Here is a 12,689-nt window from a genome sequence, read left to right on the forward strand (position 1 = left end):
CCATGACCCATATCCCCAAAGCGGAATACAGCCGGCGCCGCAAGGCGCTGATGGCGCAGATGGAACCCAACAGCATCGCGATCCTGCCCGCCGCCGCGGTAGCCATCCGCAACCGCGATGTCGAGCACGTCTATCGCCAGGACAGCGACTTTCAATACCTCAGCGGGTTTCCCGAGCCACAAGCGGTGATCGTGCTGATGCCCGGTCGTGAGCACGGCGAATACATCCTGTTCTGCCGCGAGCGCAACGCCGAACGCGAATTGTGGGACGGTTTGCGCGCAGGGCAGGAAGGCGCGATCCGTGATTACGGCGCTGACGATGCATTCCCGATTACTGACATCGATGACATCCTGCCCGGCCTGATCGAAGGCCGCGACCGAGTGTATTCGGCGATGGGCAGCAACCCTGAATTCGACCGCCATCTGATGGACTGGATCAACGTGATCCGCTCCAAGGCCCACCTCGGGGCCCAGCCGCCGAACGAATTCGTTGCCCTGGATCATCTGCTGCACGATATGCGCCTGTATAAATCGGCGGCAGAAGTGAAGGTGATGCGCGAAGCCGCGCGGATTTCGGCACAAGCGCATATCCGCGCGATGCAGGCCAGTCGCCCGGGGCTTTACGAGTACAGCCTCGAAGCCGAACTGGATTACGAATTTCGCAAGGGCGGGGCGAAGATGCCGGCCTACGGCTCGATCGTCGCCGCCGGGCGCAACAGCTGCATTCTGCATTACCAGCAGAACGACGCGCTGCTCAAGGATGGTGATCTGGTGTTGATCGACGCCGGTTGCGAAATCGACTGCTACGCCAGCGATATCACCCGCACTTGGCCGGTCAACGGCCGGTTTTCGCCGGAGCAGAAGGCCATCTACGAATTGGTGCTGGCTTCGCAGGAAGCAGCCTTCGCTGAAATCGCCCCGAACAAGCACTGGAATCAGGCGCACGAAGCCACGGTGCGCGTGATCACCACGGGGTTGGTGAAGCTTGGTTTGCTGCAGGGCAACGTTGACGAACTGATCGCCAGCGAAGCCTATAAAGCGTTTTACATGCATCGCGCCGGCCACTGGCTGGGCATGGATGTTCACGACGTCGGCGAATACAAGGTCGGCGGCGAATGGCGGGTGCTGGAAGTCGGCATGGCGCTGACCGTGGAGCCGGGCATCTACATCGCCCCGGACAATCAGAACGTCGCGAAGAAATGGCGCGGCATTGGCGTGCGCATCGAGGATGACGTGGTGGTGACCCGAACCGGTTGTGAAATCCTCACCGGTGGCGTGCCGAAGACCGTCGCCGAAATCGAAGCGTTGATGGCACAGGCAAGGACACACGCGGCATGAGTCGAGTCAATCTGGCAATCATCGGTGGCGGTCTGGTCGGCGCCAGTCTGGCGTTGGCCCTGCAGGCTGGGGCCAAGGCCCGTGGCTGGAAAATCGTCCTGATCGAACCGTTTGCGCCGGGCGACAGCTGGCAGCCGAGCTACGACGCACGTTCATCGGCGCTGTCCTTCGGCTCGCGGCAGATTTATCAGCGGCTGGGCGTGTGGCAGGAAGTCTCCCGCCGCGCCGAGCCGATCAAACAGATTCATGTCTCCGATCGTGGCCGCTTCTCCACCGCGCGCTTGTCGGCGATGGAAGAGGGCGTGCCGGCGCTCGGCTATGTGGTGGAGAACGCCTGGCTCGGCCAGTGCCTGTGGCAGCACCTCGACAAAGACGTGATCACCTGGCGCTGCCCGGCCGAAGTCTCGCGCATGGAGCCGTTGCCCGACGGCTATCGCCTGACGCTCAACGATGAAACTACCCTTGAATGCGATCTGGCAGTACTCGCCGATGGCGGTCGTTCCGGGCTGCGCGAGCAGTTGGGCATCAACGTGCGCACGCGTCCATACAACCAGAGCGCGCTGATCGCCAACATCACCCCGAGCGAAGCGCACAACGGCATGGCGTTCGAGCGCTTCACCGACGAAGGGCCGATGGCCTTGCTGCCGTTGCCGGACAACCGTTGCGCACTGGTCTGGACCCGTCTGGGCATGGACGCGCAGCGTCTGGCCGAATTGAGCGAACGGGATTTCCTCAGTGAATTGCAGGGTGTGTTCGGTTACCGCCTCGGCACGCTGAAACAGGTTGGCGCGCGACACCTGTACCCGCTTTCGCTGGTTGAAGCCGAAGAGCAGGTGCGTTCGCATCTGGCCGTGCTTGGCAACGCCGCGCACAGTCTGCATCCGATCGCCGGCCAGGGTTTCAATCTGTCGCTTCGTGACGCCGACGCCCTGGCCGCCGCACTGCTGGGCAGCGATAAAGCGCTGGGCGACTTCGCCACGTTGCAGGCCTATCGCGAGCGTCAACGGCTGGATCAGGACCTCACCGTGGGTTTTTCCGATCAGGTCACGCGCCTGTTCGGCAGCACCCAGCCGCTGGTTTCGCTGGGGCGCAACATCGGCCTGCTCGGCCTTGAGCTGCTGCCGCCGGCCAAGCGCTGGTTCGCCCGTCAGGCCATGGGCCTGGGAACGCGACCGGATGCTTAAGGGGTTGATCGCCAGGTTCGGCAAGGCGCGGCTGATGCGCTGGGCGATGACGTTCTACCCGCCCTATCTGGGCGCCGGGGTGCGGGTCCGGCACATCAGCGATGACTTTCGCGACGTCCGGGTGTCGATGGGGTTGGGCTGGTACAACCGCAACTATGTCGGCACCCAGTTCGGCGGCAGTCTGTATTCGATGGTCGATCCGTTCTTCATGCTGATGCTCATGGAAAACCTTGGCCCGCGTTACATCGTCTGGGACAAGGCCGCTGACATCGATTTCATCGCGCCGGGCAAAGGCCCGGTGTTCGCCCGCTTCACCATCGATGAGACGTTGCTCGCCGAGATCCGCCGGCAGACCGCCGATGGCGAAAAATACCTGCCGCAGTTGCAGGTCGATATTCATGACGGCGCCGGCCATCTGGTGGCGCGGGTCGGTAAAACCCTTTACGTGCGGCTCAAGCCGCAAGCGAGACAGGCTTAAAGCATGGAAATGCGCGCAGATCTGCTGATTGTCGGAGCCGGAATGGTCGGCAGCGCCCTGGCGCTGGCGTTGCAGGACAGCGGCCTGGAAGTGCTGCTGCTCGACGGCAGCCCGTTGAGCGTCAAACCGTTCGCGGCCGATGCACCGTTCGAGCCGCGTGTGAGTGCGCTGTCGGCAGCCAGTCAACGCATTCTCGAACGCCTTGGCGTCTGGGACGGCATTGTCGAACGGCGCACCAGCCCGTACACCGACATGCATGTGTGGGACGGCAGCGGCACCGGGCAGATTCACTTTTCGGCGAGCAGCGTGCATGCCGATGTGCTCGGCCACATCGTCGAAAACCGTGTGGTGCAGGATGCCTTGCTCGAGCGCTTGCACGACTGTGATCTGGGCCTGCTCGCCAATGCGCGGCTGGAGCAGATGCGTCGCTCCGGCGATGACTGGCTGCTGACCCTCGCGGATGGGCGCAAGTTGCGCGCGCCGCTGGTGATCGCCGCGGACGGCGCCAACTCGGCGGTACGCCGCCTCACTGGCGTGGCGACCCGCGAGTGGGATTACCTGCACCACGCCATTGTCACCAGCGTGCGCAGCAGCCAACCGCATCAGTTGACCGCATGGCAGCGCTTCACCGATCACGGGCCGCTGGCGTTTTTGCCGCTGGAGCGTGACGGCCAGCAGGACTGGTGCTCGATCGTCTGGTCGACCACGCCGAGCGAAGCCGAGCGCTTGATGGCGCTGGATGAAGTGGCGTTCTGTGCTGAACTGGAGCGGGCTTTTGAAGGGCGTCTTGGCGACGTCGTCAGCGCCGATCCGCGCGTCTGCGTGCCGCTGCGTCAGCGTCATGCCAAGCGCTACGTGGCCGAAGGGCTGGCGCTGATTGGCGACGCGGCGCACACCATTCACCCGTTGGCGGGGCAGGGGGTGAACCTCGGCTTTCTCGATGCGGCGGTGCTGGCAGAAGTGTTGTTGCAAGCCCGCGAACGTGGCGAGCGGCTGGCAGATGTGAAAGTGCTGAGCCGCTACGAGCGTCGGCGCATGCCACACAACCTCGCGCTGATGGCGGCGATGGAAGGCTTCGAGCGGTTGTTCCAGGCTGATCCGCTGCCGCTGCGCTGGTTGCGCAATGCCGGGTTGAAACTGGTCGAGCGGATGCCGGAGGCCAAGGCTGTGTTTGTGCGTGAAGCCCTTGGGTTGACCGGTGACCTGCCGGCCTTGGCCAAACCCTGAGATGTTCGTTGTTGCTGCTGACCTCATCGCGGGCAAGCCCGCTCCCACAGTGGTCGGTGTGAAACATGAATGTTGGACACACCGAAAACCTTGTGGGAGCTGGCTTGCCAGCGATGGCGTCGGCAAACCCGACACAAAAATAACGCTGTGCAACATCTGGTAACGCCTTCCCCCAGTGTTCGATTGTGGTGGTAAATGTGAGTCCTTATCATTTGGCCCACATTTCCCGACCGAGAGACCACCCCATGTTGGCACCCAAGCGTCTTCTGACCGCACTGGCCCTGACCCTGATCGGCAGCACCACTGCCCAGGCTGCCGATGAGGTGGTGGTTTACTCGTCGCGCATCGATGAGCTGATCAAACCGGTGTTCGATGCCTACACCGCCAAGACCGGGGTGAAGATCAAGTTCATCACCGACAAGGAAGCGCCGCTGATGCAGCGCATCAAGGCCGAAGGCGAGAACGCCACCGCCGACCTGCTGCTTACCGTCGACGCCGGCAACCTCTGGCAGGCCGAGCAGATGGGCATTTTGCAGCCGTTCACCTCGAAAACCATCGATGCCAATATCCCGTTGCAATATCGCTCGTCCACGCACGCCTGGACCGGCCTGAGCCTGCGCGCACGGACCATCGCCTATTCCACTGAGCGGGTGAAACCGGGCGAACTGACCACTTACGAAGCCTTGGCCGACAAGAACTGGGAAGGCCGCTTGTGCCTGCGCACGGCGAAGAAGGTCTATAACCAGTCGCTCACCGCCACCATGATCGAGGTGCATGGCGCCGAGAAGACCGAGAAGATCCTCAAGGGCTGGGTCAACAACCTGTCCACCGACGTGTTCTCCGATGACGTTGCCGTGCTCGAAGCGATCAACGCCGGGCAATGCGATGTCGGTATCGTCAATACCTATTACTATGGGCGCCTGCATAAGCAGAAGCCGGAGTTACCGGTGAAGCTGTTCTGGCCGAATCAGGCCGATCGTGGCGTGCACGTCAATCTGTCGGGCATCGGCCTGACCAAGCATGCACCGCACCCGGAAGCGGCCAAGGCTCTGGTTGAATGGATGACCACGCCAGAAGCGCAGAAGATTTTTGCTGACGTGAACCAGGAGTTCCCGGCCAACCCGGCAGTGGCGCCTTCCGAGGAAGTGGCGGCGTGGGGCAAGTTTGTCGCCGATACCCTGCCGGTGGAAGTGGCGGGCAAGCGCCAGGCTGAAGCAATCCGGATGATGGATCGGGCGGGTTGGAACTGAGGTTGTTCCGATAACGCGGTTCACTTCAGGTCGCTGCCCTCACCCCAGCCCTCTCCCGGGGGGAGAGGGAGCCGATCTGTGTAGAGGTTCAACTCCTGAGTTCGACTCGATATTCCAGTTCGGCGTAATTCCCATAAACTGCGCGGTCAGTTCCCTCTCCCTCCGGGAGAGGGCCAGGGTGAGGGCAGCTATCCCAACCTGAAACACGAGCCCCAGGAACACCCCTAATCCCCCCAGAGACCCAAAAGTGGCCCACCCTGCCCAACGCCGCTGGTACCCCATCGTCTTCACCATCGCCGCGCTGGTGCTGTTGCCCCTGAGCGTTCTGCTGCTCTCGTGGCAAACCATCGATCAGCAGATCTGGTCGCACCTGTGGCAAACCCAGATGCCACGCCTGCTCGGCAACACGCTGACGCTGGTGCTCGGCGTCGGGGTTGGCGTGACGTTGCTCGGCGTGAGCCTCGCGTGGCTCACCAGCCTCTGTGAATTCCCCGGTCGGCGCTGGCTCGACTGGGCGCTGATGCTGCCCTTCGCGATCCCCGCCTATGTGCTGGCGTTCGTGTTCGTCGGCCTGCTCGACTTCGCCGGCCCGGTGCAGAGCGTTTTGCGTGAATGGTTCGGTACCGGCCTGCGCCTGCCGAGGGTGCGCTCCACCGGCGGGGTGATCATCGTGCTGGTGCTGGTCTTTTATCCCTACGTTTACCTGTTGGCGCGCACCGCGTTCCTCGCTCAGGGCAAGGGCCTGATGGAAGCCGCGCGAGTACTCGGCCAGTCGCCATGGCAGGCATTCTGGCGCGTCGCACTGCCAATGGCGCGGCCAGCGATCGGCGCGGGGGTGGCGCTGGCATTGATGGAAACCCTGGCGGATTTTGGCGCGGTATCGGTGTTCAACTTCGACACCTTCACCACGGCGATCTACAAGACCTGGTACGGCTTCTTCAGCCTGTCGAGCGCCGCGCAACTGGCCAGCCTGCTACTGCTGGTGGTGATGCTGGTGCTGTACGGCGAACGTCGCGCCCGCGGGGCGAATCGGGCGGGCAACGAGCGGCCGCGGGTCAAGGCGCTGTATCACTTGCGCGGATTCAAGGCGTTCGCGGCGATGTGTTGGTGCGGTCTGGTGTTCGCCTGCGCCTTCGTGATACCGGTGCTGCAACTGGTCGTGTGGTTCTGGCAGCGCGGGCGTTTCGATCTCGATGAGCGTTATGCCGGGCTGATCCTGCACACACTGTATCTGGGCGGCATGGCCGCGTTGATCACTGTCAGCGTTGCGCTACTTCTGGCCTTCGCTCGCAGGCTGGCGCCGACGTCGGCGATAAACAGTGGTGTCGGCCTGGCCAATCTCGGTTACGCGCTGCCGGGCTCGGTGCTTGCAGTGTCGATCATGCTCGCCTTCAGCTATCTGGATCGCGAACTGGTGATTCCGCTTTCGGGCTGGTTGGGCGGTGCGGGCAAACCCCTGCTGCTAGGCAGTCTGGCGGCTTTGCTGATGGCCTATCTGGTGCGTTTTGTTGCCGTCGCGTACGGCCCGCTGGAAAGCAGTCTGGCGCGTATACGGCCGTCTTTGCCCGAAGCGGCACGTAGCCTGGGTGTCAGTGGGCCGCGACTGTTTTTCAAAGTGTATCTGCCGTTGTTGCTGCCCGGCACGTTGAGCGCGGCGTTGCTGGTGTTCGTCGATGTGCTCAAGGAAATGCCCGCAACCCTGCTGATGCGCCCGTTTGGCTGGGACACGCTGGCGGTGCGCATCTTTGAAATGACCAGCGAAGGTGAGTGGGCGCGGGCATCGTTGCCGGCACTGACGCTGGTGTTGGTCGGTCTGTTGCCGGTTATCGGATTGATCAGGCGCTCCGCGCACCGAAACACTTAGTCGTCAGTCCTACATCATGCGGCTACAATGCGCGGCATTCGGAGCGGTCCGTCTGACAGACCCGTACGCTGGAATCGGCTGAAAGCCCTGTTCATCAAGGCTTTCGTCCGCATGGCGGCGGTCCGCACCTTCGCCACGCCCGGAAGGAGAAACCCATGGGACAGCGTACGCCTCTGTATGACCTGCACCTCGCCCTCGGCGCGAAGATGGTCGATTTTGGCGGTTGGGACATGCCACTGCATTACGGCTCGCAGGTCGAGGAGCACCACGAAGTGCGCCGCGATTGCGGGGTGTTCGATGTTTCCCACATGACCGTGATCGATGTCAGCGGCACCCAGGCCAAAGCCTGGCTTCAGCATTTGCTGGCCAACGACGTCGACCGCCTGCACCGCCCCGGCCGGGCGTTGTATAGCACCATGCTCAATGAGCGCGGCGGCATCGTCGATGACATGATCGTTTACCGTCTCGACGACGCGTACCGGCTGGTGTTCAACGCCTCCACCCGCGATCAGGATCTGGCGTGGATGAACGCGCAACTCAGCGGTTATGACGTGCAGTTGCATGAACGCAGCGAGCTGGCGATGCTCGCCATTCAGGGCCCGCAGGCCCGGCACAAGATTGCCGAGCTGGTGACCCAGTCTCGCGCGGCCCTGATCCAGCAGCTCAAACCCTTCGAAGGCTATTGCGACGGCGACTGGTTTATCGCTCGCACCGGTTATACCGGCGAGGATGGCCTGGAAATCTGCCTGCCGGCCGATCAGGCGCAGGGTTTCTTCAACGATCTGGTCGGCGCCGGGATTTCCCCGATCGGCCTCGGCGCCCGCGACACCTTGCGGGTCGAGGCCGGAATGAACCTCTACGGGCAAGACATTCATCAGGACGTTTCGCCGCTGGCCTCGAACATGGCCTGGAGCATCGCCTGGGAACCGGCCTCGCGCCAGTTCATCGGTCGCGCGGCGCTGGAGGCGGAAAAAACCGCCGGCGTGGCGCAAAAACTGGTGGGCCTGGTGCTGGAAGAGCGCGGTGTTTTGCGCGCTCATCAGGTGGTGCGTATCGCTGATGTTGGCGAAGGGGAGATCACCAGTGGTAGTTTCTCTCCTACGCTGAGCAAATCGATTGCCCTGGCGCGTGTACCGATGGCGACTGCCGACCGCGCCGAAGTGGAAATCCGTGGCAAGTGGTACCCGGTGCGAGTGGTCAGACCGACCTTCGTGCGCCATGGCAAGACTTTGATCTAACCTTTTTCCGGCGGGCCGACCGCTGACCAATTCCTGAGGACACTGAACATGAGCGATATCCCTGCCGAACTGCGTTTTGCCGAAAGTCACGAATGGGCGCGTCTGGAAGCCGACGGCACCGTCACGGTGGGCATCAGCGATCACGCGCAGGAAGCGCTGGGTGATGTGGTGTTCGTTGAACTGACCGAAGTGGGCAAGGTGTTCGCCGCGGGCGATCAGTCCGGCGTGGTCGAGTCGGTGAAAGCCGCTTCCGACATCTACGCCCCGGTCAGCGGTGAAGTCGTCGCGATCAACGAAGAGCTGGGCGGGTCGCCCGAGCTGCTCAACTCCGATCCGTATGGCGCGTGGATCTTCAAGCTCAAGCCAAGCGACAAGGCCGAGCTGGACAAGCTGCTGGATGCGGCGGCGTACAAGGCTGCCATCGGCGAGTAAGTCGTCAGCCATATCCCAAGCCCCGATTCGTCGGGGCTTTTTTGTGCCCGACACAAATCCCCTGTAAGAGTGAGCCTGCTCGCGATAGCGTTCTTTCAGACACCTTATGCTGACTGTCACAACGCTATCGCGAGCAGGCTCACTCCTACAGGGTTATGCGCTGCACTTGAAATAGCTTGTCATACAGACTGCTATGCTGGTTTGACCGTATTGCATTGACGCCCAGCACCCGCCCGGAGAGCCCGTCATGTCCCAGTTGCCGTCCCTGCGTCAGTTACGCGATCCCGATGCCTTTTCCCGCCGTCACCTTGGCCCGGATGCCGCCGAGCAGCAGGCGATGCTCGACAGCCTCGGCCTCGGCAGTCGGGTCGAACTGATCGAGCAGACCGTGCCGCCGGGGATTCGCTTCGACCGTGCGCTGGACTTGCCAGCGGCCCTTGATGAACCGGTGGCGTTGGCGAAACTGCGTGGTTATGCCGAGCAGAATCAGCTCTGGACCAGCCTGATCGGCATGGGCTATCACGGCACCCTGACGCCAACGGTGATTCTGCGCAACGTGCTGGAAAATCCCGGCTGGTACACCGCGTACACGCCGTACCAACCAGAGATCGCTCAGGGCCGGCTCGAAGCGCTGTTGAATTTCCAGCAACTGACCATCGACCTTACCGGCCTCGAACTGGCCAACGCCTCGCTGCTCGATGAAGCCACGGCGGCGGCTGAGGCCATGGCGCTGGCCAAGCGCGTCGCGAAATCGAAAAGCAATGTGTTTTTTGTCGATGAAAATTGCCATCCACAAACCCTTTCTGTAGTGCAGACCCGCGCTGAAGGTTTCGGCTTCGAGTTGATCGTCGACGCTGTGGATAATTTGCAACAGCACGTGGTGTTCGGCGCGCTGCTGCAATACCCCGACACCCACGGAGAGATCCGCGATTTGCGGCCGTTGATCGACCACTTGCATGCGCAGCAGGCGCTGGCCTGCGTCGCCACCGATCTGTTGAACCTGTTGCTGCTGACGCCACCGGGCGAACTGGGCGCGGACGTGGTGTTCGGTTCGTCCCAGCGTTTTGGTGTACCGATGGGTTACGGCGGCCCGCATGCGGCATTTTTTGCCAGTCGCGAAGAATACAAACGGGCGATCCCGGGGCGGATCATCGGCGTGTCGAAAGATGCCCGTGGCAACGTCGCGTTGCGCATGGCCCTGCAAACCCGCGAGCAACATATCCGCCGCGAAAAAGCCAATTCGAACATCTGCACCGCACAGGTGCTGCTGGCCAACATCGCCAGTTTCTACGCGGTGTATCACGGCCCGGAGGGTTTGCGGCGCATCGCCCAGCGTGTGCATCGGCTGACCTGCGTTCTCGCTGCGGGGCTTGAACGCCATGGGATCAAGCGGGTCAACGCGCAGTTCTTCGATACGCTGACGCTGGACGTCGGCGGGGCGCAGACCGCGATCATCGAAAGTGCCAAGGCGGCGCAGATCAATTTGCGCATTCTGGGCCGTGGCCACCTCGGTCTGAGTCTCGACGAAACCTGCGATGAAAGCACTGTGGCGCGACTGTTCGATGTGCTGCTCGGCGCTGATCACGGTCTGGACGTCGACGCGCTGGATGCCGAAGAAGTCGCCTCGGGAATTCCTGACGACCTGCAACGCACCACGCCGTACCTGCGTCATCCGGTGTTCAACGTCCATCACAGCGAAACCGAGATGCTGCGCTATCTCAAGCAACTGGAGAACAAGGATCTGGCGCTCAACCAGTCGATGATCCCGCTGGGCTCCTGCACGATGAAACTCAACGCCACCAGCGAAATGATTCCGATCACCTGGCCGCAGTTCGCCAACCTGCACCCGTTCGTACCGCGCGAGCAGGCGCTGGGTTATACGTTGATGATCGAAGAGCTGGAGCGTTGGCTGTGCGCGATCACCGGCTTCGATGCGATCTGCATGCAGCCCAATTCGGGCGCGCAGGGCGAATACGCCGGGCTGCTGGCGATCCGCAAATACCACGAGAGTCGCCAGCAGGGTGCGCGAGACATCTGCCTGATTCCGGCATCAGCCCATGGCACCAATCCGGCGTCGGCGCAGATGGCCGGCATGCGCGTGGTCATCGTCGAATGCGACGAGGCCGGCAACGTCGACCTCGATGATCTGAAAGCCAAAGCCGCTGAAGCGGGAAACAAACTGTCGTGTCTGATGGCGACTTATCCGTCGACCCATGGGGTGTACGAAGAGGGCATCAGCGAGATCTGCCAAGTAATCCATCAGCATGGCGGTCAGGTGTACATGGACGGTGCCAACCTCAATGCGCAGGTCGGCCTGGCGCGGCCGGCGGACATCGGTGCCGATGTCTCGCACATGAATCTGCACAAGACCTTCTGCATCCCGCACGGTGGTGGCGGGCCGGGCATGGGGCCGATTGGTATTCGTGCGCACCTGGCGCCGTTCGTGGCCAACCATCCGGTGGTGCCGATCGACGGGCCGCTGGCGCAGAACGGCGCAGTCAGTGCGGCGCCGTGGGGCAGTGCGAGCATTTTGCCGATCAGTTGGATGTACATCGCCATGATGGGTCCGCAACTGGCCGATGCCAGCGAAGTGGCGATTCTCGCGGCGAATTATCTGGCCGAGCATTTATCCGGCGCGTTCCCGGTGCTCTACACCGGGCGTAACGGGCGGGTGGCGCATGAGTGCATTCTTGATCTGCGTCCGCTGAAAGCGCAGACCGGCATCAGCGAAGAAGACGTGGCCAAGCGTCTGATGGATTACGGTTTCCACGCCCCGACCATGTCCTTTCCGGTGCCGGGCACGTTGATGGTCGAGCCGACCGAGAGCGAATCCAAGGCCGAACTGGACCGGTTTATCGGTGCCATGCTGAGCATTCGCGCCGAGATCAACGAAGTGCAGAACGGTAACTGGCCGGCGGAGGACAACCCGCTCAAACGCGCGCCGCATACCCTGGCCGATGTCACCGGCGTCTGGGAACGGCCCTACAGCATCGAACGGGCCGTTACGCCGGATGCGCATACCCGGTTGCACAAATATTGGCCGGCGGTGAATCGGGTGGATAACGTTTACGGCGATCGCAATCTGTATTGCGCCTGTGTCCCGGTGGATGATTACCGCTGATTCACACCGGTCCCTTGTAGGCCTTCGCCTGCTCGCGATAGCGGTGTATCAGTCTCTGAAAAGGCTGACTGGCAGACCGCTATCGCGAGCAGGCGAAGGCCTACAGGAGGCGGTGGCGGTTGGGAAATTCGAGCAAAAAAATGCCGCTCAATCGAGCGGCATTTTCATACGCGAAAGGCTTACTCAGAAGCCACGGCATTCTTCGCCAGGATCGCGTTCGCCAAGTCCATGTCCGACGCTTGCAGGCCTGGATTGTCGGCGCGGACTTTCTGCATCGCCGCTTCCAGGTACGGGCCACGAATGCCGCCGTCGCTGGCGACGAAGCTGCCGGCGTCGTCCTGGGCGGCGACGATCAGCTTGTGATCCTTGAAGGTCAGATAAGTGGAGCCGGTGGTGGCGCCGGACGAGATGACGTTACGCCAAAAGCTGTCCGCCATGGCCGAACCGACAGGAAGGGACAACAGGGCCATGGTGGCGACAGCAAGTTTGAGACGCATGATGAGGTGACTCCTGGGGGATTGACTACGGCGTTGGATCGCCGTTCCCGGATCCGGTTCC

Annotated in this window: 10 protein-coding genes; 9 read left to right on the top strand and 1 reads right to left on the bottom strand. The window is 62.3% G+C overall.

All coding sequences use genetic code 11. The annotated features are described in order from the left end of the window. Positions 1–2: 2 nt before the first annotated feature. The 9 genes from pepP to gcvP all read left to right on the top strand — a co-directional run bounded on the left by pepP (position 3) and on the right by gcvP (position 12,131). Positions 3–1,337: a Xaa-Pro aminopeptidase gene (pepP, locus tag BLU24_RS02525; protein ID WP_093097252.1), complete on the top strand. Its 1,335-nt coding sequence runs from the start codon at positions 3–5 to the stop codon at positions 1,335–1,337. Continuing rightward, positions 1,334–2,521: a 2-octaprenyl-6-methoxyphenyl hydroxylase gene (ubiH, locus tag BLU24_RS02530; RefSeq protein WP_093097256.1), complete on the top strand. Its 1,188-nt coding sequence runs from the start codon at positions 1,334–1,336 to the stop codon at positions 2,519–2,521. The genes pepP and ubiH overlap by 4 nt, the downstream gene beginning before the upstream one ends. Continuing rightward, positions 2,514–2,999, top strand: coding sequence for a DUF4442 domain-containing protein (locus BLU24_RS02535; RefSeq protein WP_093097259.1), 486 nt, complete (start codon positions 2,514–2,516; stop codon positions 2,997–2,999). Before ubiH ends, BLU24_RS02535 begins: the two co-directional genes overlap by 8 nt. 9 nt (positions 3,000–3,008) lie before the next feature. Continuing rightward, the gene (locus tag BLU24_RS02540) at positions 3,009–4,226 is read left to right on the top strand and encodes a 2-octaprenyl-3-methyl-6-methoxy-1,4-benzoquinol hydroxylase (protein ID WP_172833308.1); all 1,218 of its coding nucleotides are present in this window, start codon (positions 3,009–3,011) and stop codon (positions 4,224–4,226) included. 245 nt (positions 4,227–4,471) lie between these two features. Beyond that, positions 4,472–5,476 carry an extracellular solute-binding protein gene (locus BLU24_RS02545; RefSeq protein WP_024014737.1) on the top strand — a complete coding sequence of 335 codons (1,005 nt, stop codon included), beginning with the start codon at positions 4,472–4,474 and terminating at the stop codon, positions 5,474–5,476. 247 nt (positions 5,477–5,723) lie between these two features. Continuing rightward, positions 5,724–7,340 carry an ABC transporter permease gene (locus BLU24_RS02550; RefSeq protein WP_093097265.1) on the top strand — a complete coding sequence of 539 codons (1,617 nt, stop codon included), beginning with the start codon at positions 5,724–5,726 and terminating at the stop codon, positions 7,338–7,340. A gap of 155 nt (positions 7,341–7,495) precedes the next feature. After that, entirely contained in the window at positions 7,496–8,578 is a 1,083-nt protein-coding gene (gene gcvT, locus BLU24_RS02555; protein WP_093097268.1) for a glycine cleavage system aminomethyltransferase GcvT, read from the top strand. Positions 8,579–8,626: 48 nt separating this feature from the next. Then, positions 8,627–9,010, top strand: a complete 384-nt coding sequence (gene gcvH / locus BLU24_RS02560; protein ID WP_093097273.1) for a glycine cleavage system protein GcvH — start codon at positions 8,627–8,629, stop codon at positions 9,008–9,010. A gap of 247 nt (positions 9,011–9,257) precedes the next feature. Further along, the gene (gene gcvP / locus BLU24_RS02565) at positions 9,258–12,131 is read left to right on the top strand and encodes an aminomethyl-transferring glycine dehydrogenase (RefSeq protein ID WP_093097276.1); all 2,874 of its coding nucleotides are present in this window, start codon (positions 9,258–9,260) and stop codon (positions 12,129–12,131) included. Positions 12,132–12,310: 179 nt separating this feature from the next. Here the strand turns inward: gcvP and BLU24_RS02570 are convergent, their stop codons facing one another. Then, entirely contained in the window at positions 12,311–12,631 is a 321-nt protein-coding gene (locus tag BLU24_RS02570; RefSeq protein WP_172833309.1) for a DUF2388 domain-containing protein, read from the bottom strand. Positions 12,632–12,689 lie beyond the last annotated feature (58 nt).

The organism is Pseudomonas sp. Z003-0.4C(8344-21) (assembly GCF_900104975.1).
Classification (GTDB): domain Bacteria; phylum Pseudomonadota; class Gammaproteobacteria; order Pseudomonadales; family Pseudomonadaceae; genus Aquipseudomonas; species Aquipseudomonas granadensis.

Coding starts and splice junctions, on each gene's coding strand:
- pepP (WP_093097252.1), top strand. CDS start 3: ATGACCCATATCCCCAAAGCGGAATACAGCCGGCGCCGCAAGGCGCTG.
- ubiH (WP_093097256.1), top strand. CDS start 1,334: ATGAGTCGAGTCAATCTGGCAATCATCGGTGGCGGTCTGGTCGGCGCC.
- BLU24_RS02535 (WP_093097259.1), top strand. CDS start 2,514: ATGCTTAAGGGGTTGATCGCCAGGTTCGGCAAGGCGCGGCTGATGCGC.
- BLU24_RS02540 (WP_172833308.1), top strand. CDS start 3,009: ATGCGCGCAGATCTGCTGATTGTCGGAGCCGGAATGGTCGGCAGCGCC.
- BLU24_RS02545 (WP_024014737.1), top strand. CDS start 4,472: ATGTTGGCACCCAAGCGTCTTCTGACCGCACTGGCCCTGACCCTGATC.
- gcvT (WP_093097268.1), top strand. CDS start 7,496: ATGGGACAGCGTACGCCTCTGTATGACCTGCACCTCGCCCTCGGCGCG.
- gcvH (WP_093097273.1), top strand. CDS start 8,627: ATGAGCGATATCCCTGCCGAACTGCGTTTTGCCGAAAGTCACGAATGG.
- gcvP (WP_093097276.1), top strand. CDS start 9,258: ATGTCCCAGTTGCCGTCCCTGCGTCAGTTACGCGATCCCGATGCCTTT.